This window comes from Stenotrophomonas sp. YJH_SMC_54 (genome assembly GCF_059368435.1).
This window is the reverse complement of the sequence record NZ_JCAFRS010000003.1, coordinates 120,248-142,032: the sequence shown is the minus strand read 5'-3', so window position 1 is coordinate 142,032 and position 21,785 is coordinate 120,248. Positions and strand designations below refer to the sequence as shown.

The 21,785-nt window shown below is 66.9% G+C and carries 16 protein-coding genes and 1 riboswitch; of the genes, 10 read left to right on the top strand and 6 right to left on the bottom strand.

Translation table 11 applies throughout. The annotated features are described in order from the left end of the window. Positions 1–28: 28 nt before the first annotated feature. The 4 genes from AC5P5S_RS04720 to thiC all read right to left on the bottom strand — a co-directional run bounded on the left by AC5P5S_RS04720 (position 29) and on the right by thiC (position 6,298). Complete coding sequence (locus AC5P5S_RS04720; protein ID WP_495276293.1) at positions 29–928, bottom strand: helix-turn-helix transcriptional regulator; 900 nt, start codon at positions 926–928, stop codon at positions 29–31. 114 nt (positions 929–1,042) lie between these two features. Next, complete coding sequence (locus tag AC5P5S_RS04715; RefSeq protein WP_231336637.1) at positions 1,043–3,373, bottom strand: winged helix-turn-helix domain-containing protein; 2,331 nt, start codon at positions 3,371–3,373, stop codon at positions 1,043–1,045. A 269-nt stretch (positions 3,374–3,642) separates the two neighbouring features. Next, positions 3,643–4,314, bottom strand: coding sequence for an ion channel (locus tag AC5P5S_RS04710; protein WP_005410941.1), 672 nt, complete (start codon positions 4,312–4,314; stop codon positions 3,643–3,645). A 139-nt stretch (positions 4,315–4,453) separates the two neighbouring features. Beyond that, a complete protein-coding gene (gene thiC / locus AC5P5S_RS04705; RefSeq protein ID WP_012481195.1) occupies positions 4,454–6,298 on the bottom strand; it encodes a phosphomethylpyrimidine synthase ThiC in 1,845 nt (614 codons plus the stop codon). 82 nt (positions 6,299–6,380) lie between these two features. Next, positions 6,381–6,481: riboswitch (TPP riboswitch) on the bottom strand. A gap of 220 nt (positions 6,482–6,701) precedes the next feature. Here thiC and AC5P5S_RS04700 point away from each other — a divergent pair. Next, on the top strand, positions 6,702–8,279 hold the full coding sequence (locus AC5P5S_RS04700; RefSeq protein WP_005410943.1) for a BCCT family transporter: 1,578 nt from the start codon (positions 6,702–6,704) through the stop codon (positions 8,277–8,279). A 559-nt stretch (positions 8,280–8,838) separates the two neighbouring features. On the opposite strand, the gene ggt is transcribed toward AC5P5S_RS04700, so the two are convergent. Next, entirely contained in the window at positions 8,839–10,557 is a 1,719-nt protein-coding gene (ggt, locus tag AC5P5S_RS04695; RefSeq protein ID WP_062605860.1) for a gamma-glutamyltransferase, read from the bottom strand. A gap of 657 nt (positions 10,558–11,214) precedes the next feature. Between ggt and ilvC the strand changes: the two genes are divergently transcribed. From ilvC to leuB, 9 genes are all read left to right on the top strand, one after another. Next, complete coding sequence (gene ilvC / locus AC5P5S_RS04690) at positions 11,215–12,189, top strand: ketol-acid reductoisomerase (protein WP_005410945.1); 975 nt, start codon at positions 11,215–11,217, stop codon at positions 12,187–12,189. Between the two features lie 38 nt (positions 12,190–12,227). Next, the gene (gene ilvG, locus AC5P5S_RS04685) at positions 12,228–13,964 is read left to right on the top strand and encodes an acetolactate synthase 2 catalytic subunit (RefSeq protein WP_062605683.1); all 1,737 of its coding nucleotides are present in this window, start codon (positions 12,228–12,230) and stop codon (positions 13,962–13,964) included. After that, on the top strand, positions 13,948–14,199 hold the full coding sequence (locus tag AC5P5S_RS04680; protein ID WP_005410947.1) for an ACT domain-containing protein: 252 nt from the start codon (positions 13,948–13,950) through the stop codon (positions 14,197–14,199). The genes ilvG and AC5P5S_RS04680 overlap by 17 nt, the downstream gene beginning before the upstream one ends. Positions 14,200–14,295: 96 nt before the next feature. Further along, positions 14,296–15,387, top strand: a complete 1,092-nt coding sequence (locus tag AC5P5S_RS04675; RefSeq protein ID WP_033835631.1) for a threonine dehydratase — start codon at positions 14,296–14,298, stop codon at positions 15,385–15,387. Then, complete coding sequence (locus AC5P5S_RS04670; protein WP_043034058.1) at positions 15,384–16,970, top strand: 2-isopropylmalate synthase; 1,587 nt, start codon at positions 15,384–15,386, stop codon at positions 16,968–16,970. The genes AC5P5S_RS04675 and AC5P5S_RS04670 overlap by 4 nt, the downstream gene beginning before the upstream one ends. 10 nt (positions 16,971–16,980) lie before the next feature. After that, positions 16,981–17,760 (top strand): class I SAM-dependent methyltransferase, encoded by a 780-nt coding sequence (locus tag AC5P5S_RS04665; protein ID WP_005410951.1) that lies wholly within the window; start codon positions 16,981–16,983, stop codon positions 17,758–17,760. A 60-nt stretch (positions 17,761–17,820) separates the two neighbouring features. Further along, on the top strand, positions 17,821–19,239 hold the full coding sequence (gene leuC, locus AC5P5S_RS04660; protein ID WP_043034057.1) for a 3-isopropylmalate dehydratase large subunit: 1,419 nt from the start codon (positions 17,821–17,823) through the stop codon (positions 19,237–19,239). After that, a complete protein-coding gene (gene leuD / locus AC5P5S_RS04655) occupies positions 19,239–19,817 on the top strand; it encodes a 3-isopropylmalate dehydratase small subunit (RefSeq protein ID WP_024958459.1) in 579 nt (192 codons plus the stop codon). Before leuC ends, leuD begins: the two co-directional genes overlap by 1 nt. Next, a complete protein-coding gene (leuB, locus tag AC5P5S_RS04650) occupies positions 19,807–20,868 on the top strand; it encodes a 3-isopropylmalate dehydrogenase (RefSeq protein WP_049432927.1) in 1,062 nt (353 codons plus the stop codon). Before leuD ends, leuB begins: the two co-directional genes overlap by 11 nt. Positions 20,869–20,969: 101 nt before the next feature. Here leuB and AC5P5S_RS04645 read toward each other — a convergent pair whose 3' ends face one another. Continuing rightward, positions 20,970–21,743: an SDR family oxidoreductase gene (locus tag AC5P5S_RS04645; protein WP_005414410.1), complete on the bottom strand. Its 774-nt coding sequence runs from the start codon at positions 21,741–21,743 to the stop codon at positions 20,970–20,972. Between the last annotated feature and the right edge of the window lie 42 nt (positions 21,744–21,785).

Sequence of the window (21,785 nt, the reverse complement as noted above, 5' to 3'; positions counted from 1 at the left end):
TAGTAGCGTGTTAAAACGCTCCAGCACGTTACGATTGCGTTGCGATGCTGTATTTGCGCGACCCAACCGTAGACTTTGCAGAGTGTGGCGGGAGCAAGCCGCCGTTTTCCCTGAACCGGGAAGCAGACTGCCCGTAACGGGCGCGGAAGGCGCGCGCGAAGCTGCAGCAGTTGTCGAATCCGCTGGCCGCGGCGACCTCGCCCACCATCATGTCGGTGTCGCGCAGCAGATCTGCGGCCCGCTCCAGGCGCAACCGTGCCGAAAGCGACTGGGGGCTCTCTTCATACAGGCTCTGGAAGGTCTTGGAGAGATACCAGCTGGAGAAGTTGGTCAGCTCGGCCAGTTCGCCGATCCGCACCACGCGGTGGCTGTTGCCCTCCAGATAGAGACGGGCGCGCTGCATGCGGCCGAACACCTGGCGCTTGCGGCTGCGTGAGCGACCGGGGCAGCGCTGTACGTTGTCGGCCAGGTCACGCTGCAGGCCGGCCAGATGCAACAACAGCGGGCGCAGCGCCTGCGCTGGCAGGCCGCTGTCGAGCGCATCGCGCCACAGGCGCAGGGCAACGCGGGCGTCGCCGCGGCTCACGCGACCACGACCGGCATACAGGCCGCAGTCGGCCATCTCGGACAGCACCCGCATCGCCTCCGCAGTCAGGCTGAGGCCCACGCACAGTCCGTTACGGCCGGCCTGCACCAAGGGGCGCGACTCCTTCTCGAAGGCAATCCACTCACCATGGCGCAGGCGGAAACGCCCTTCCTTGGCTTCCACCCAGGAACTGCCCCGCACCTGCAGCCAGACAGTGAAGCTTGACCCTGCGGTCTGCAGGCTGCCGAGCCGGGCCACGCCCATGCAGGTCGGCGCGAGATCGTCCAGCGCCTTGTCGAGGGAGACGGTTTGGCCACGATCGGCCAGCGAGAGTTGACGCATGGAGCACCACGGGTTTGCCTGATACAGGCTTCCGTTTTGCCTAATCAGGCGTCAGCCCGTCAGGAAAATCCGCCGAGATCGCCACGAATTCGCGGCGAGAACTCCACGAAAAAATCACGAAGAGATATTTTTCTTCAGGATCAACGACTTGAGAAAGGCCGGGAACAGTGCCGGCGTCGACCGGGGCAGCTGCATGACGCCGATGTCGGCACCATCGCTGACCGCCAGGGCGACATACAGATCCCGGCCATCGGCGCTGGCACTGATGCCGTTGCCCGCACTGAGCCGCTGCCGGTCCAGGCAGCGCTCGGGGGCTTCGGTGCCGGCCTGGATATGGATCAAGGTCGTACCGCATTCGGTCGAGTTGCCGAGATACCCGATGCCTCCGGTGCCCGCCACCGTCCAGGTGCGATAGCGCCATCGGCTGGGCCGGTCTTCACTGACCTGCTGCACGCTGGCCGGGGACAGTGCCGCATCCACCGACCACAAGCCGCCGGACGCCAGGCGTGTGAACAGCACGCGGCCATCGCCGCGATCGAAACGCGCCTGGGAGACGCCGTCGATACTGGCCAGGCGGCGCCAGGGGGTCACGCTGCGATCGAACAGGCTCAACCGGGTGCGTTGCTCTGCATCGCGCTCGACTACCAGCAGCTGCTCCGGGGTTGCCCCGTACAGGGCCTGCAGCGGCTGATCCACCGGAACCGGCAGCGGTTGCAGGTGCTCGTCGCGCGGGGCGATCTCGTAGACAACGGTACGCCCATGCTCGTCACGCCCGACCACCAGCAGCTGGCGGCTGTCGGCCGACCAGTCCGGCGCCTGCCGCCCCTCCGGACGCAGGCCCTCGATCGGCCGCAGTGAGTCGGGCCGCTGCATGTCCGCCCACCACAGCGCGAAACTGCCGGAACGATCGGAGGTGAAGACCAGCTGGCGACCGTCGGGCGCCGCCATCGGCTGCCCGTCGCGCCCGCTGGACGCGAACAGCCGCTCGGCGCTGCCGCCGGCCATCGGCACCTTGAACACGCCGAACTGGGCACGGCGGTGAACGAAGGCCAGCACGTCGCCGTGGCGCGACACCGCAGGCCACTGTGCGTCGTCGAGGCCGGCATCACGCAAGGTGCGGCGCTCCACGTCCAGGTAGTACAACCGCACCTCGCTGTCCACGCGCCGGCCGAACACGATGCTGCGCCCATCGCCCAGCCAAGCCCAGCCACGCTGTTCGGCGGATTCGTTGGTCAACTGCTCCAGCTCACCGCCTGCGGCCGGCATCCGCCACAGGTCGCCCATCTGTGGATTGCGCACGAACACCAGCCACTTGCCGTCGGGCGAGTAGCGTGGCGCGTAGTCAAAATCATCCTGATCGACCGCGTAGTCCAACGCCCGCCACTGGCCGCTGGCCAGGTCGAGCACACGGATGCCGCGATGGGCATAGCGGCCCACCATGCTGCCAAAGACCAGGCCGCGGCCATCCGGTGTCCAGTCGAAGCTGAGCAGCTCGGTTCCATCGCAACGGGTCGCCTGGCGCACGCCGCCGCCAGTGGCGCTGGCGATCAGCACCTGGCAACCGCCGTCGGCTCCAAAGCGGGCAAAAGCGATCTCGCGCCCGTCCGGTGACCAGCTCGGGAAACGGTCACTGGCCCCCTTGGGCGGCAGCGCCAGCTGCCGGGCCGGCGCATTGCCCGAGGTCTGCACCTTGATCACACCACCTCCGGCGCCATCCTCGTTGGCGCCTTCGTAGGCCACCTGGGAGCCGTCCGGCGAAAGTGTGGGATAGGTTTCAAAACCACTGGTGGCGGTGATCAGGCGATAGGGACGCTGCGGGCTGCCGATCACCCGCACGCCGTTCTCGACCGCTGCATCCACCGGTGAACTCGGATCCGGCCCGCGCCGCAGCAACAATGTGGCCATGACCAGCAGCGCGGCCAGCATCATCACACCCAGCACCCACAACAGCTGGCGGCGCAGCTGGCGCCAGCCGCGCCGGCGTGAAGGCGCTGCCGGCACGGCCAGCGCCGGAATCGTGCCGGCACCGTCCGGCGACGGCATCACATCCGCAACGGCCAGCGCGTCCACTTCCGCCGCCGGCTCGACGTCGTCCAGCGCCTGCACCGGTACCAGCAGCCGATAGCCGCTCTTGGCGATGGTCTCGATGTAGGCCTGGCCATTGTCGTCGTCGTTGGCGAACGCCTTGCGCAGCTGGGTGACGGCCTGGGTCAGCACGTCATTGGTCGGCAACGTATCGGGCCAGACCTCGGCAAACAGCTCTTCACGGGTGACCACGCGCCCAGGCTGCCGCATCAACACGCGAAGTACGCCCAGCGCTTTCGGCGTCAGCCGCCGCGGACGGCGCGCGCCTTCAACCTCGACCTCACGCGAGGACAAGGTAATGACACAGTCGCCGACCTGCACGCGGTCGGCGTCAATGGGCGTGAGTTCGCTGCTGTTCATTTTCCGCTATACAGTAGGGACGGGACCTGGGCAGGGCTCACCAGCAATACCGTCCCCACCGTCCCTGGACAGGGCCATCGAAAAGCCAGATTCCGCACAAAGCATCGGCGCATACCGCAAAAACAATAACGCCCCCGGATATTAGCCTAAGCCGGTTACCCCGCCTATGACGGGGTCGACACTCAGGCTCTCTCTCGCCGACGCATTCACATAATCTGCATCACCATTCGCGCCCTTATGGGCGCGAAATTTTTATCTGGCGTTCATTTTCACATGCGCCGAAGCATGGTCAATCCGACCAGACGCGACACCACAAGGCCGATATACATGACGCCTGCGAACTGTTCGAGCATCACCAAGGCCCGTGCCTGCGGGTGCAACGGCACGACGTCACTCAATCCAACTCCGGACAACAAGCTGAAGCTCAGATAAAGCAGCTCCATCCAGCTGCGCTCGGGGCCAGCCGTCGCGCCCTGGAAACTGCCTGGATACCACTGTTGGCACACCGCGAATGCAAAGGCGAACCCCCAGGCCAGCAGGGTGAAGGTTGCCCCGGCCGCGAACAGTTCGTCGCGTGTTACTCGATGGTCCTGCAGCATGTAGGCGATCAATGCCCCGGCCGTATAGAAGTACAGCAGGCTTTCCAGCAGCTGCGCGGTGGTCAGCAGCGCGCTGCGGTCCAGCAGGGCGCCAGCCAGCGAGAACACCACCGATGGAATGGCCAGCAGCAATGCCAGCCAGGTTCCCAGCGGACTGCGCTGGACCACCCACAGCGCCAGGCCGAGTACCGCCATGCCGAACATGCCCAGCGCCGCCCGGCCAGCGGCGGTGTCATCGAGGGCGGGATACAGCAGCACCGCGATCAACTGGGCGGCCAGGAGCCAGGCCGAAGGATGGCGGCGGGCGATGGCCAGCCAGCGGGTGGTCGTGGCAACGGGCATGGCGTCCTTTCCCCTGGGCGATGCGCGGAGGATAGCCGGGCGCGGCGTGATGAACGGTAGTGCCGGCCATTGGCCAGCACTCTCCCCGGTCCCGTGCACGACGGAATGCCGGCCGGCGGCCGGCACTACCCGTTACCCGTCACCCCTGGCGGTAGACCTCGGCCCCGCCAGCACGGAACTCCTGCGACTTCTCCTTCATGCCGGCCTCGGCGTAGTCGCGCACGTCCTGGGTGATCTTCATCGAACAGAAGTGCGGTCCGCACATCGAGCAGAAGTGGGCCAGCTTGTGCGCGTCCTTCGGCAGCGTCTCGTCGTGGAATTCCTTGGCCTTTTCCGGATCCAGGCCCAGGTGGAACTGGTCCTCCCAGCGGAACTCGAAGCGCGCCTTGCTCAGCGCGTTGTCGCGTACCTGTGCGCCCGGATGCCCCTTGGCCAGGTCGGCCGCGTGCGCGGCAATGCGGTAAGCCATGATGCCGTCGCGCACGTCCTGGCGGTTGGGCAGGCCCAGGTGTTCCTTCGGCGTCACGTAGCAGAGCATGGCCGTGCCAAACCAGCCGATCATCGCCGCGCCGATCGCACTGGTGATGTGGTCGTAGCCCGGCGCGATGTCGGTCGTCAGCGGGCCCAGCGTGTAGAACGGCGCTTCGCCGCATTCGCGCAGCTGCTTGTCCATGTTTTCCTTGATCAGCTGCATCGGCACGTGGCCGGGGCCTTCGATCATGGTCTGCACATCGTGTTTCCAGGCGATCTTCGTCAGTTCACCCAGCGTTTCCAGTTCGCCGAACTGCGCCGCGTCGTTGGCATCAGCGATGCAACCCGGGCGCAGGCCGTCGCCCAGCGAGAAGGTCACGTCGTAGGCCTTCATGATTTCGCAGATGTCTTCGAAATGCGTGTAGAGGAAGTTCTCCTTGTGGTGCGCCAGGCACCACTTGGCCATGATCGAGCCGCCGCGGCTGACGATGCCGGTAACACGCTTGGCGGTAAGCGGCACGTAGCGCAGCAGCACGCCGGCGTGGATGGTGAAGTAGTCCACGCCCTGCTCGGCCTGCTCGATCAGGGTGTCGCGGAAGATCTCCCAGGTCAGTGCCTCGGCGCGGCCGTCAACCTTCTCCAGGGCCTGGTAGATCGGCACGGTACCGATCGCCACCGGCGAGTTGCGGATGATCCATTCGCGCGTCTCGTGGATGTGCTTGCCGGTGGACAGGTCCATCACCGTGTCACCGCCCCAGCGGATCGCCCACACCAGCTTCTCCACTTCCTCGGCGATGCCGGAAGACACCGCGCTGTTGCCGATGTTGGCGTTGATCTTGGTCAGGAAATTGCGGCCGATGATCATCGGCTCGCTTTCCGGGTGGTTGATGTTGTTGGGCAGCACCGCACGGCCACGGGCGATTTCGTCGCGCACGAACTCCGGGGTGATGACTTTCTGGATCGACGCACCGAAGGCCTCGCCCGGGTGCTGCTGCAGCAGGCCGGCATCGCGGATCGCGTCCAGGCGCTGGTTCTCGCGGATGGCGACGAATTCCATTTCCGGCGTGATGATGCCGCGGCGCGCGTAATGCATCTGGGTGACGTTGGCACCGGCACGTGCACGGCGTGGCAGGCTGCGCGCGGGGAAACGCACCGCGTCAAGCTTCGGGTCATGCTCGCGATCGCGACCGAACGAAGAACTCAGTCCTTCGAGCTGCTCGGTATCACCGCGCTCTTCCACCCAGCCGCGACGCAGTGCCGGCAAACCGGCGGACAGATCGATGCGCACCTCCGGGTCGGTGTACGGGCCCGACGTGTCGTAAACGGTCACCGGCGCATTCTCTTCGCCGCCGAACAGCGTCGGCGTACGGGTCAGCGCGATCTCGCGCATCGGCACCTGCAGATCCGGGCGTGAACCGGGCACGTGGATCTTGCGCGAGCCGGGAATGGGCCGGGTCACGGATGCGGAGAGTTGCTGGGCCTGTTGCTGCAGGGCGGAGAGCTGTGCGTTCATCGGGCATCGTCCAGGAAGGTCAGGGACGAAGCGGCGGCGCACGGCACCCGCACACGGACGGTCCTTGGGCGGAGTCCGGGCACGGCTGCATTGCAAAGCTTCCCTACGCCGGTATGAGCCGGATCAGGTTCCAAGGGACTGTCTCAACCGTGGCCAGATGGCCCGGTACCCCCGCTTCTTGGTGCGCATTAGAGCATAGACCGCCCGCCTCCGGGACCAGATCGCCATTCGTTAACGGAACCATGACGTCGCGTTCAGTAACGTGCACGCCATCGCGTTGCTGAGATCGATGCGTTCCCCGCCGCCTTCGCGGCTCCTGCCCGGTCCGTGCTGCATGCCGCCGGCCCTTCGCTGCAAGCTCTGCTCGCTCCCCTCAATCCCCCTTGATCGGAGAAGCTCCTTCATGGTGTTTCGCGTTTCCATCGCACTGGTTCTGCTGCTGGTGCTGCTCGCCGGTATCGCCCCCGGCCCCTTCAACACCGTGGTCCAGTCGATGCTGGCAGAAGTCATCCGCAGTGTCGGCTGGCTGTACCTGCTGGTGGTGTTCCTGGCGCTGGTGTTCCTGATGTACCTGGCGTTCGGCCGCTTCGGCAACCTGCGCATCGGCGGCGAGGACGCCGAACCCGAGTTCTCGCGTGCCAGCTGGATGTCGATGCTGTTCGCCGCCGGCATGGGCATCGGCCTGGTGTTCTGGGGTGCGGCCGAGCCCATCTCGCATTTCAGCAAGCCGCCGGAAGGCCTGGCGCCGCAAAGCCTGGATGCGGCGCGCGCATCGATGCGCTATGCGTTCTTCCACTGGGGCCTGCACCCGTGGGCGATCTACGCACTGATCGGCCTGGCGATGGCCTGGTTCCAGTTCAACCGCAATGGACGCGGCCTGGTCAGCGACATGCTGCAGCCGATCATCGGCCGCCACCATCGCGGCTGGATCGGTCGGGTGGTCAACATCGCCGCCGTAGTTGCCACCGCGATCGGTGTCGCCACCACGCTCGGCTTCGGCACCATCCAGATTGCTGCCGGTATCGAACGCGTCTTCAGCGTGCAGGCTACCGTCGCCGTGCAGATGACCATCATTGCCGTCGCCTTCGTGCTGTACATGGCCTCCACCGCCAGTGGCGTGGAGCGAGGTGTGAAGTGGCTGTCCAACTTCAACCTGGCGTTGGCTGCCCTGCTGGCAGCCATCCTGCTGGTGCTGGGGCCGACCGGCTTCATCTTCGATACGTTCACCACCACCCTGGGCTCCTACCTCAACCAGCTGGTGACGATGAGCCTGCGCATGTCACCGTTCTCCGGCAGCACCTGGGTGGCGGACTGGACGATCTTCTACTGGGCCTGGTGGATCTCGTGGGCGCCGTTCGTGGGATCGTTCATCGCGCGCATCTCGCGCGGCCGCAGCGTGCGCGAGTTCGTGATCGGCGTCGTGCTCGCACCGACGCTGCTGGGCTTCTTCTGGTTCGCGGTGTTCGGCGGCACTGCGTTGTGGGCACAGATCTTCGGCCACGCCGATCTGGTGCAGGCGCTTGGCAATGGCTACGAGACGGTGTTGTTCACACTGTTCGACAGCATGCCGCTACCGCTGTTGCTGTCGTGCATCGCGCTGGTGCTGCTGATGATCTTCTTCGTGACCTCGGCCGATTCGGCGGTCCTGGTGCTGGCCAGCATGTCCACCGACGAGGCTGGCGACCCACCGTTGAAGCGCAAGCTGGCCTGGGGCATTGCGGTGGCACTGATCGCAGCGGCGTTGCTGCTGGCCGGAGGCCTGGACGCGCTGCAGGGCATGATCACGATCGCGGCATTGCCATTCGCGCTGCTGATGGTGCTGGTGATGGTGTCGCTGTACCGGGTGCTGGACCAGGAGTACACGCGGGAGCGGCGGCAGGCGCAGCGCCAGCGGCACATGATCGATGCGTGGATTGCACGCGAGATGGCGGCACAGGAGGAGACGCAGGCCGAGGCAGCGCGCGCGCACGATCAGGATTGAGGGCTGTTTTGCAGCCTGCGGCTGCACCGCTTTTTTCAAGCAACGGCAACAACAACTTCAAAAGCGGCTCTGGATTTCTGCTGGTTTGGCGGGGAGGGGGCCGATGGCGGGACACGCCGCAAGTACGTCCCTGTAGGCTCGGCCACGGCATCCATGCCGTGGACGGTCCCGCCATCGGCCCCCTCCCCGCTTCCGACAATTTCCCGGTGACGGTTGGTTTTCCACGCCATGCGTGGATGAGGTGTATCAGAAAACAAGAAAGGGTCAGATCCGTTTTCCGAAGGAAAACGGATCTGACCCCAACCCACAGCGCGCGGCTGTTGCTGTTGCTGTTGTCTTTGCTTTTGATCTTCTTCTTTCTCTTCCTGCGGTGGCGGCCACGGAAACTGTCAGGGGCCGGGTGGGTGGGCTGGGCGGGGGTGTCAGCCGCATGGATGCGGCTGCCAAGCCTACAAGGACGTACTTGCGGCGTCCCCCGAACAGCCTATCCACCCGGCCCAACAAGCTATTCCGCTTCTGAACCCACCGCAGAGGGGGCTCAGCCCGTTGGCCGGGAAACTCAGTACCCCGCCGCCTGCCCATCCTTGCGGCTCTCCGACGCACCGTAATACACCCCGGTATCAGGATCACGCATGATCGCCTGGTACCCGCCATAAGGCCCATCGGCGAACACGATGCGATGCCCCTTGCGCATCAGCGCACGCACCGTCTCGTACGGGAAGCCGGTTTCCAGATTCACTTCGCCGCCATCGGTCATCGCCGTGGCCTGACCCGTCGGTTCAGTCGAGCCTTCGTGCTGGATGCGCGGCGCATCACCGGCTTCCTGCAGGTTCATCCCGAAATCCACCAGGTTCATCACGATCTGCGCATGGCCCTGCGGCTGCATCGCGCCGCCCATCACGCCGAAGCTGGCATACGGCTTGCCGCCCTTGGTGATGAACCCCGGAATGATGGTCTGGAATGGACGCTTGCCCGGCGCGTAGCCGTTGGGATGGTTCTTCTGCAGCACGAACATCTCGCCACGGTCCTGCAGGATGAAACCCAGACCGGGCGGTGCCATGCCGCTGCCCATGCCACGGTAGTTGGACTGGATCAGCGAAACCATCATGCCGTCGGCGTCGGCCACGGTCATGTAGATCGTGTCGCCCTCCTCCAGCTGCTTCGGCGTGCCCGGCTGCACTTCCTTCAACGCCTTGTCCATCGAGATCAGCGCACGACGCTGCGCGGCGTACTCCTTGGAGATGAGCTTCTGCACCGGTGCCGGCTGGAACGCCATGTCGGCGTAGAAACGCGCACGGTCGGCAAAGGCCAGCTTCTTCGCTTCGACAAACAGGTGCACGTGTTCCGGTGAACCGAACGGGATCTTCGAGAAGTCGTAGCCTTCCAGCACATTGAGGATCTGCAGCGCGGCGATGCCCTGGCTGTTCGGCGGCAGTTCCCAGACGTCGTAGCCGCGGTAGTTGCTGCTGACCGGTTCGACCCACTCGCCATGATGGTCAGCCATGTCCTGGTAGCTCAGGTAACCACCGTTGGCCTTGAAGTAGTCGCCGATGGTGTGGGCGATCTCGCCCTTGTAGAAGGCGTCGCGGCCACCGTCGGCGATCTTCTGCAGGGTGCTGGCCAGGTTCGGGTTCTTCCACATCTCGCCCTTGCGCGGGGCGTGGCCGTTGATCGTGAACTGCTCCTTGAAGCCCGGGTACTGCGACAACTTGGGCACCGAGCGGTCCCAGTAGTAGGCGATCACCTCGGCCACCGGGTGACCCTCGCGGGCGTAGCGGATGGCCGGCGCCAGGTTGTCGGCCATCGGCTTGCGACCGAAGCGGTCGTGCAGCGCGAACCAGCCGTCGACGGCACCCGGCACCGACACCGGCAGTGGACCGGTGGCCGGGATGTCCTTCAGGCCACGGCGCTGGAACTCGCCCAGGGTGAGCGACTTCGGCGAGCGGCCCGAGCCGTTGTAGCCGTAGAGCTTCTGGGTCTTCGGGTCCCACACGATGGCGAAAAGGTCGCCGCCGATGCCGTTGCCGGTCGGCTCCATCAGGCCGAGCGCGGCGTTGGCGGCAATCGCCGCGTCCACTGCCGAACCGCCGCCCTTCATCACGTCCAGCGCGATCTGGGTGGCCAGTGGTTGCGAGGTCGCGGCCATCGCATGCGGGGCGATCACCTCCGAACGGGTGGCGAAGGTGTGGCCGGTGATGCGGTCGGCGCCGAAGGACAGCGCGGGTACGGCAGCCAGTACGGCGGCGGCGAGCAGGGAACGGGCAAGGCGTCGGGACACGGTCGGGTTCCGATGGACGGGTGGTTCCCCGATCTTCGCCGGTGCGGCCTTCACGCGGTATCGGACAGACGTCATGGACGCTGATCCTTGGGCGGAAAAATCCACCGGATTCCGCGCAAAAACCGCCCCGAAAGGAGTGAATTCGGGTTCACCGAAACACTTTCAGCAGCAACCATCCTTGTGCCGCAAGCGATTGCGCTGGATGCAGCGGAAACCGATAGAAAATCCGTCGCGAGGGTTGACACCGCCGAAATGGCTGTGTTTCTCTCGATCACATGTTGCATCACAACACGCCACCGCGAACCCACATCGAAGCCGCCGACACCGGCGCCGCCTCGCTGCGTTCGATTCTTGTGCTCGTACTTATTACCCAACCAACAGGTGCGGGACGAGCCAGCGTGTAAGCAACACACACACCGGAACTCTTCAAAAACCCGCACCCGCCCCGGTGCGGGTTTTTTCATTTCAGAACCTGGTTTCAGACGCAACCACCATGACCAACGCTCATCGCACAACCCGGACCTGCACCACCACGCCTCGTGGTGGCTGCGCCTGTGCGATGCGCGGCGCCTCCTCCACCGCTTTCCCCTGACCGGCCGGCACGTCACCTCGACGACCGGCCGTTCTTTTTTCTTCCCACCGCAAGGAACCTCCCCCATGAGCACCAACGACCTGCCCCAGACCAAGATCGCCGTCATCGGCTACGGCAGCCAGGGCCGCGCCCACGCACTGAACCTGCGCGAATCCGGCTTCGACGTGGTGGTAGGCCTGCGTCCGGGCGGCCCGACCGAAGCCAAGGCGCAGGCCGATGGCTTCACCGTGATCGCGCCCGCCGAGGCCGTGAAGGACGCCGACCTGGTTGCCGTGCTGACCCCGGACATGGTGCAGAAGAAGCTCTACAACGACGTGCTGGCGCCGAACATGAAACAGGGGGCGTGCCTGCTGTTCGCGCATGGCCTGAACGTGCATTACGGGATGATCGAGCCGCGTGCCGACCTGGACGTGGTGCTGGTCGCGCCGAAGGGCCCCGGCGCGCTGGTGCGCCGTGAGTACGAGATCGGCCGTGGCGTGCCGTGCATCTGGGCGGTCTACCAGGACATCAGCGGCAAGGCCGCGCAGCATGCGCAGGCCTATGCGGCCGGCCTCGGCGGTGCGCGCGCCAACCTGATCCAGACCACCTTCAAGGAAGAGACCGAGACCGATCTGTTCGGCGAGCAGGCGGTGCTGTGCGGCGGTGCCTCGGCGCTGGTGCAGGCCGGATTCGAGACCCTGGTGGAAGCCGGCTACCAGCCGGAGATCGCCTATTACGAAGTACTGCACGAACTGAAGCTGATCGTGGACCTGTTCTATGAAGGCGGTATCTCGCGCATGTTGGAGTTCATCTCGGAGACCGCGCAGTACGGCGACTACGTCAGCGGCCCGCGCGTGATCGATGCCGGCACCAAGGAGCGCATGAAGGAGGTGCTGAAGGACATCCAGGACGGCACCTTCACCAAGAACTGGGTGGCCGAGTACGAAGCGGGCCTGCCGAACTACAACAGGTTCAAGCAGGCCGACCTGGAGCACCCGATCGAAAAGGTGGGCAAGGAACTGCGCGCCAAGATGGTCTGGTTGCAAGGACAGGCCGCGTAACCACGCGGCCTCCCCCACCCGCTTTGCAAGGTTCCCCCATGAACTCTTCGACACATCGCAGCGCGCCGCCCAACGGCGCGCGCTGGCTGACCCAGGCGCTGGAGGCCGAAGGCGTCCGCACGCTGTTCGGCTATCCCGGTGGCACCATCATGCCGTTCTACGACGCGCTGGTGGATTCGTCGCTGAAGCACATCCTGGTACGCCATGAGCAGGGCGCGGCGCTGGCCGCCAACGGCTTCGCCCGCGCCAGCAACCAGGTGGGCGTCTGCGTGGCCACCTCCGGCCCGGGCGCCTCGAACCTGGTGACCGGCATTGCCGATGCGATGCTGGATTCGGTACCGATGGTCTGCATCACCGGCCAGGTCGGCACGCCGCTGCTGGGCACCGACGCCTTCCAGGAACTGGATGTGTTCGGCCTGACGATGCCGATCGTCAAGCACAGCTGGCTGGTGCGCAGCGTCGATGACCTGCCGCGCGTGGTGGCCGATGCGTTCCGCATTGCCCGTGAGGGTCGCCCCGGCCCGGTGCTGATCGACCTGCCCAAGGATGTGCAGCTGGCCGATGCCAGCCATCTGCCGGCGCATGTGCCCAGCAACGTCGAACCGCCGCCGGCGCCGGCCGAGGCCGCCATCGCCGAGGCCATCGCCGCGCTGGCGGTGGCCGAGAAGCCGGTGGTCTACGCAGGTGGTGGCATCGCCCTGGGCGATGCCGTGCAGGACCTGCGCGACTTCGTCGAGGCCAGTGCCATCCCCACCGTGATGACCCTGCGCGGCCTCGGTGCACTGCCGGCCCACCATCCGCAGTCGCTGGGCATGCTGGGCATGCATGGCACCCGCGCGGCCAACATGGCGGTGCAGGAAAGCGACCTGCTGCTGGTGCTGGGTGCGCGTTTCGACGACCGCGCGACCGGCAAGCTGGCCGAGTTCGCGCCATTCGCCCGCGTCGTCCACATCGATGCTGACGCCTACGAGATCTCCAAGCTGCGCACTGCCGACATCGCCGTGCCTGGCAACGTCGGTCACGCCATCCGTGCCCTGCGTGCGGCCTTCCCCTCCCCCAGGGCCCACCAGGACGCGTGGCGCAAGCGCTGTGCGCAGCACCGCGACCGCTTCGCTGCACGCTACGACGCACCGGGCCAGCACATCTACGCCCCGGCGCTGCTGAAGCGCCTGAGCGAGCTGGCACCGACCGATGCGGTGATCGCCTGCGATGTCGGCCAGCACCAGATGTGGGTGGCCCAGCACTGCCGCTTCAACCATCCCCGCAACCACCTGACCAGTGGCGCACTGGGCACGATGGGCTTCGGCCTGCCAGCGGCGATGGGTGCGCAGTTCGCCTGCCCGGAGCGCACCGTGGTACTGGTGTCCGGCGACGGCAGCTTCATGATGAACGTGCAGGAGCTGGCGACCATCGCCCGCTGCCGCCTGCCGGTGAAGATCGTGCTGCTGGACAACAGTTCGCTGGGCATGGTGCGGCAGTGGCAGGAACTGTTCTTCGCCGAGCGTTACAGCGAGATCGACCTGTCCGACAACCCGGACTTCGTAGCCCTGGCGCAGGTGTTCGGCATTGCCGCCACCCGCATCGACAACCGCGACGACGTGGAAGGCGGCCTGGCCGCGCTGCTGGCCGAGCCCGGCCCGGCGCTGCTGCACGTGGCCATCGATGCACGCGCCAACGTGTGGCCGCTGGTGCCGCCGAACACCGCCAACAGCACGATGCTGGAAAGCAACCCCGCCCATGCCCGCCAGGAGACCCCCAATGCAATACCGGCTTGACCTGGTGCTGCACCCGGCCGAGGGCGCGCTGCTGCGCGTGATCGGCATGGCCGAACGCCGCGGCTTTGCGCCGCGTGCGATCAGCGGTGCGCCGGTGGCCGCCGACGATGGCCGCTGGCACCTGCAGCTGGTCGTCGATGGCCAGCGCCCGGCGGAAACGCTGTGCCGGCAGATCGAGAAGATCTACGACTGCGTGTCCGTGCAGGTCACCGCCGTGGAAGGAGTATCGCCATGAACACCCGTACCGTAGCGACCACGGTGCCGGTACGGAGGCGTCTTCTTCGCCGCCCGTGCCCGCATGCGGCGGTCGCCCGCACCGCGCTGGTGGCCCATGCCGGCCGCTGACACCAGCCAGGAAAGCGATGTCGGCGACGTAAGCGTCGCCGACGTCCTGGCAGCGCAGGCCCGCCTGCGCCGCTTCCTGCCGCCCACCCCGCTGCACCACGCCGAACGCTTCGGTACCTGGCTGAAGCTGGAGAACCTGCAGCGCACCGGTTCCTACAAGGTGCGCGGCGCATTGAATGCACTGCTGGCCGGCCGCGAACGCGGCGACACCCGGCCGGTGATCTGCGCCTCGGCCGGCAACCACGCCCAGGGCGTGGCCTGGGCGGCCTATCGACTGGATGTGCCGGCCATCACTGTGATGCCGCATGGTGCACCCGCCACCAAGATCGCCGGCGTCGCCCACTGGGGCGCGACCGTGCGCCAGCACGGCAACAGCTATGACGAAGCCTACGCCTTCGCGGTCGAACTGGCACAACGCCACGGCTACCGCTTCCTGTCCGCGTTCGACGATGCCGACGTGATCGCCGGCCAGGGCACGGTCGGCATCGAGCTGGCCGCGCACGCGCCGGACGTGGTGATCGTGCCGATCGGTGGCGGTGGCCTGGCTTCCGGCGTGGCCCTGGCGCTGAAATCACAGGGCGTGCGCGTGGTCGGCGCGCAGGTGGAAGGCGTTGATTCGATGGCGCGCGCGATCCGCGGCGACGTGCGCGAGATCGCACCCGTCGCCTCGCTGGCCGACGGCGTGCGGGTGAAGATCCCCGGCTTCCTGACCCGTCGCCTATGCACCTCGCTGCTGGACGATGTCGTGATCGTGCGCGAAGCCGAACTGCGCGAAACCCTGGTCCGGCTGGCACTGGAGGAACACATCATTGCCGAGGGTGCCGGCGCGCTGGCGCTGGCCGCTGGCCGCCGCGTCGCGGGCCGCCGCAAGTGCGCGGTGGTCTCCGGCGGGAACATCGATGCCGGTGTGCTGGCCGGCCTGCTAACCGACATCCGACCGCGCCCGCCGCGCAAGCCACGGCGACGGCGCAGCGAAACACCCCGCTCGCCCGCCAAGGCCAGCGCGCCGCCCTCCCCCATGCCTTCCCCTTCCCACCTGCAAGCCGCAACGCCCGCTGTCGAGGAGATTTCCCTGTGACCACCATCGAACGAATTACCACCCCGCGCATCCGCATCTTCGACACCACCCTGCGTGACGGCGAGCAGTCCCCTGGCTGCAGCATGAGCCCGCCGCAGAAGCTGGTGATGGCGCGTGCGCTGGACGAACTGGGCGTGGACATCATCGAGACCGGCTTCCCGGCCAGCTCGCAGTCCGACCGCGAAGCGATGGCACTGATCGGCCGCGAACTGCGCCGCCCGAGCCTGACCCTGGCGGTGCTGTCCCGCTGCCTGCAGGCCGATATCGAGACCTCGGCACGCGCACTGGAAGCCGCGGCCAACCCGCGCCTGCATGTGTTCCTGTCGACCAGCCCGCTGCACCGCGAGCACAAGCTGCGCATGACCCGCGAACAGGTCCTGGAGTCGGTACGCAAGCACGTATCGCTGGCCCGCTCCTACATCGACGATGTCGAGTTCTCGGCCGAGGATGCCACCCGCACCGAGCTGGACTACCTGATCGAAGTCTCGCGCGTGGCCATTGCCGCCGGCGCCACCACCATCAATCTGCCCGATACCGTCGGCTTCACCACGCCCGAAGAGATCCGCGCGATGTTCCAGCAGGTCATCGCCGGCGTCGCCGATGTACCGAACGCGGCCAACGTGATCTTCAGCGCGCACTGCCACAATGATCTGGGCCTGGCCGTGGCCAACTCGCTGGCCGCCATCGAAGGCGGCGCGCGCCAGGTCGAGTGCACCGTCAACGGCATCGGCGAGCGCGCCGGCAACTGCTCGCTGGAAGAGATCGCGATGGTGCTGAAGGTGCGCCAGGCCTTCTACGAGCAGGACAGTTCGATCAACACCCCGCGCATCGTCGGCACCTCGCAGTTGCTGCAGCGCCTGGTCGGCATGCCGGTACAGCGCAACAAGGCCATCGTCGGCGCCAATGCGTTCGCCCACGAATCGGGCATCCACCAGCACGGCATGCTGCGCCATCGCGGCACCTACGAAATCATGCGCCCGGAAGACGTGGGTTGGGAGGACTCGCAGATGGTGCTGGGCCGCCACAGTGGCCGCGCCGCTGTTGAAGCGCGCCTGCGTGCGCTGGGCTTCTGGCTGGACGAAGACGAACTGAAACTGGTGTTCGAGCAGTTCAAGGGCCTGTGCGAACAGCAGCGCGTGGTCACCGATGCCGACCTGCAGACGTTGATGCAGGGCGGCTCCAACGCGCAGGGCTACCGCCTGGCCTCGATGACCATCAGCGATGTCGGCAGCCGCGCCAACGCGCTGGTCGAACTGTCCGACCCGGACGGCAACCGCGTGGCCGAGACCGCGCAGGGCGATGGCCCGGTCGATGCGCTGTTCGGCGCGCTGTCGGCCGCTACCGGCGTGCAGCTGATGCTCGACAGCTACCACGTGCACAGCGTCGGCATCGGCGCCGATGCGCGCGGTGAGGCCAACCTGAGCGTGCGCCACGAAGGCGTGGAGTACGACGGCACCGGCACCAGCAAGGACATCATCGAAGCCTCCGCGCTGGCCTGGCTGGATGTGGCCAACCGCCTGCTGCGCCAGCGCCAGGCCACCGCCCACAACAGCACCGACGTTCCCACCCCTGCCACCGCCTGAGGAACCCGCCATGAGCGCCTTCGACACCTTCACCCCGGCCAGCGCCGCTGGCCAGCAGTGGAACGCCCAGGACTATGCGATCGACGCCGGCTTCGTCCCGCTGCTCGGCGGCGCGGTCTCGCGCCTGCTCGACCCGCGCGCCGGTGAGCGCATCCTCGACCTGGGCTGTGGCGATGGCGTACTCAGTACCGAACTGGCGCTGAGCGGCGCACGCATCCACGGCGTGGATGCTTCGCCGGAACTGGTGGTCGCCGCCCGCGCACGCGGTGTCGACGCGCAGGTGATGGACGGCCACGCGCTGTCGTTCGACAGCGAGTTCGATGCAGTGTTCAGCAATGCCGCACTGCATTGGATGACGACTCCGGACCGCGTGCTGGAAGGCGTGCGCCGCGCCCTGCGCCCCGGCGGCCGCTTTGTCGCCGAATTCGGTGGCCACGGCAACGTGGCCACGATCATCGCGGCGGTACAGGCCGCGCGCGTGGCCCACGGCCATGGCGCCAGCACCTTCCAGTGGTATTTCCCGACCGCCGATGCCTACGCCGACCGCCTGCGCCAGCATGGCTTCCAGGTGCAACTGATCGAGTGCACGCCGCGCCCGACCGCACTGCCGACCGGCGTGGCCGGCTGGCTGCGGGTCTTCGCTGCACCACTGCTGGACGACCTGCCGGCCGAGGCCCGCGCTACCGTGCGCGAGGCCGCCACCGCGTTGCTGGCCGAGCTGCCGCGCAATGCCGCCGGCCAGCCGCTGGCCGACTACGTGCGCCTGCGCGTGCTCGCCCGCCGTCGCTGACTTGACCGTTCCGTTTCCTTTACTGATGTTCGCTATTTCGTACTTCTGCCAGGCATACGCATGACTTCCGCACCCCGCACCCTGTACGACAAACTGTGGGACGCCCACGTGGTGGTTCCCGAAACCGACAGCGCCCCCGCCGTGCTGTACATCGACCTGCACCTGATCCACGAGGTGACCTCGCCGCAGGCGTTCACCGAACTGCGCGAGCGCGGCCTGTCGCCGCGCCGGCCGGACCGCACCAAGGCGACGATGGACCACTCCACGCCAACCCTGCCGCCTGCCGCCGACGGCACGTTGCCCTACGCCAGCGCTGCGTCCGAAGCGCAGGTCGCCACCCTGGCACGCAACTGCGCCGAACACGGCATCGAACTGTTCGACATGGCCTCGGACAACCGCGGCATCGTCCACGTGATCGCGCCGGAACAAGGCTTCACCCAGCCCGGCATGACCATCGTCTGCGGCGACAGCCACACCTCCACCCACGGTGCGTTCGGTTCACTGGCCTTCGGCATCGGCACCAGTGAAGTCGGCCACGTGCTGGCCACGCAGTGCCTGCTGCAGCGCAAGGCGAAGACCTTCGCGATCACCGTCGATGGCCCGCTGGCGCCCGGCGTCGGCGCCAAGGACGTGGTCCTGCACATCATCGGCGTGATCGGCGTCAACGGCGGCACCGGCCACGTCATCGAGTTCCGTGGCAGCACCATCGAAGCGATGGACATGGAACAGCGCATGACCCTGTGCAACATGTCGATCGAGGCGGGTGCGCGTGCCGGCATGGTGGCGCCGGACCAGGTCACCTTCGACTTCGTCGCCGCTACGCCGCGCGGGCCGAAGGGCGCCGATTTCGACGCCGCCGTGGCGCGCTGGCAGCAGCTGCGCAGCGATGAGGGCGCGCGTTTCGACAGCGAAGCGCACATTGACGCCGCCGACATCCGCCCGACCCTGACCTGGGGTACCCATCCGGGCACGGCTATCGCGGTGGATGCGCCGATTCCGGCGGCCAACGATGCCGCCGCACAGAAGGGCCTGGACTACATGCATTTCCAGGCCGGCAAGGCGCTGGCCGGAACGCCGGTGGACGTGGTGTTCGTCGGTTCGTGCACCAACGGTCGGCTGAGCGACATGCGCGAAGTGGCGCAGGTACTGCGCGGTCGTCGCGTCGCTGACCGGGTGCGCATGCTGGTGGTGCCGGGCTCGGAGATCGTCAAGCGCGAAGCCGAGGCCGAAGGCATCCACGAGATCGTGCGCGCGGCCGGTGCCGAGTGGCGCGAGCCGGGCTGCTCGATGTGCATCGCCATGAACGGCGATCTGGTCGCACCCGGGCAGCTGGCCGTCAGCACCAGCAACCGCAATTTCGAAGGCCGCCAGGGCCCTGGTTCGCGCACGCTACTGGCCTCGCCGATGAGCGCGGCGTGGGCCGCGGTGAACGGGCACGTCGCCGATACCCGCGAACTGTTCGCACAGGAGGTGGCGTGATGGCCGGTTTCCGTACCCTGACCTCGGCCAGCGTGGTGCTGCGCCAGACCAACATCGACACCGACCAGATCATTCCGGCGCGGTTCCTGTCCACCACCGAACGCGCCGGCCTGGGCCGCAACGCGTTCAATGACTGGCGCTGGCAGGCCGACGGTTCGCCGGTGGCCGACTTCGCCTTCAACCAGCCGCACAACGCCGGCCGCAGCGTCCTGCTGGCGGGCCGCAACTTCGGCTGCGGCTCGTCGCGCGAGCATGCACCATGGGCACTGACCGATCTGGGCCTGCGTGCCATCGTCAGCAGCGAGATCGCCGACATCTTCCGCGGCAACTCGCTGAAGAACGGCCTGCTGCCGATCGTGCTGGACGAAGCCGACGTGCAGGCGCTGATGCAGCGCCCGGACGACGAGCTGACCATCGACGTGGCCGCGCGTGAGCTGCGCACGCCCGATGGGCGCGTCTATTCCTTCCCGCTGGATGGCTTCTCGCAGACCTGCCTGCTGGAAGGCGTCGACCAGTTGGGGTATCTGTTGGGCCGTGTCCCTGAAATCGAACGTTACGAGAGTGAGCATGCACGCTGAAATTGTTGTCCTGCCCGGTGATGGCATCGGCCCGGAAGTGGCCGCCGCGGCAGTCGCCGTCCTGAAGGCCGTCGCCGAACGCTTCAACCACACCTTCACCTTCAGCGAGCACGACATCGGTGGCATCGCCATCGACCGCCACGGCGAGCCGCTGCCGGCCTCGACGTTGACTGCCTGCCAGGCCGCCAACGCGGTGCTGCTGGGCGCGGTCGGCGGCCCGAAGTGGTCCGATCCCAATGCCAAGGTGCGCCCGGAACAGGGCCTGCTGGCGATCCGCAAGGCGCTGGGCCTGTATGCCAACCTGCGCCCGGTGCGTACCCACGAAGCCGCACTGCACGCCTCGCCGATCAAGGCCGAGCTGCTTCAGGGCGTGGACTTCGTGGTGGTACGCGAACTGACCGGCGGCATCTACTTCGGCGACAAGACCCGCGACGCCGACAGCGCCAGCGACCTGTGCCGCTACACCGTGGCCGAGATCGAACGCGTGCTGCGCAGTGCCTTCCGCCTGGCCCGGCAGCGCCGCGGCAAGGTCACCTCGGTGGACAAGGCCAACGTGCTGGAGACCTCGCGCCTGTGGCGTGACGTGGCCGCGCGCATCGGCCGCGAGGAATTCCCGGACGTTGCACTGGAGCACCAGCTGGTCGATTCCATGGCCATGCACCTGCTGGCCAAGCCGCGCGAGTACGACGTGATCGTGACCGAGAACATGTTCGGCGACATCCTCACCGACGAAGCCTCGATGCTGGCCGGCTCGCTCGGCCTGCTGCCGTCGGCCTCGCTGGGCGAACCCGGTGCAGTCGGCATCTACGAGCCCATCCATGGTTCGGCCCCGGACATCGCTGGCAAGGGCATCGCCAATCCGTACGCGACGATCTTCAGCGCCGCGATGCTGCTGCGCCATTCGCTGGGGTTGGAAACGGAAGCCGCTGCGGTGGAAGCCGCCGTGCACGCCGTGCTGGACGATGGCGTGTTCACCGCCGATCTGGCCGCCAAGGGCCAGGCGGTGAGCACGGCAGCCGCCACCGACGCGGTGCTGGCCAAACTCAACTGATCCGATAGCGCCACGCCACCTGTGGCGCCTCTCCCTTCGCACATTGCGGGCAGCCACCCATGGGGTGGCTCTACTGTAGAGCCACGCCATGCGTGGCTGCATTATTTGGTGGTGTACCCACCATTGACCAGGATGGTCTGCCCGGTCATCCACCAGCCGTCGGTGACCAGGAAGCGGATCCACGGCACGATGTCGGCGATGTCGGTCAGGCCGGTGCGGGTGAACGCCGAGAGCGCGGCCGCGGTCTTGTGGTACGCCTGCGCATCGGCACTCTCGGCCGGGTAAAAGAACGGCGTGTCCATCGGGCCCGGCCCGATCGCAGTCACCGAGATGCCGCGCTCACCGAACTCCTTCGACGCGGCGCGGGTGAAATGCTCGACCGGCGCCTTGGTGCCGGCATAGCTGGAATAGAACGGCGTGAACGCACCCAGCAGTGAGGTGACCAGAGTGCAGATGCGGCCACCGTCGTTGACGTGGCGTCCAGCCTCCTTGAGGAAGAAGAACGCGGCCTTGGCGTTGACCGCGCTCATCTCGTCGTACTCCGCTTCGCTGATCTCCAGCAGCGGCTTCTTCAGCACCTTGCCGACCGTATTGATGGCGATGTCGGGACGGCCGACTGCGGCCACGGCATCGGCGAACAAGCGCTCCATCGCTGCCGCCGACGTCAGGTCGCCCTGCAGGGCAACGGCCTTGCTGCCAGCGGCCTGCACGGCGGCGACGGTCGCCTCTGCATCGGCCTGGGTGGCGGCGCTGTTGTAGTGGATGACGATGGCTTTGGCGCCCTGGCTGGCGAAGTCGCGGGCGATCAGTCCGCCCAGGTTCTTGGCGCCACCGGCGATCAGCACGGTCTTGCCCTTGAGGGAATGGTCGGTCATGGCCTCGGTCTCGGAAGTGGGCTGTCCGGGGTGGCAACCCTG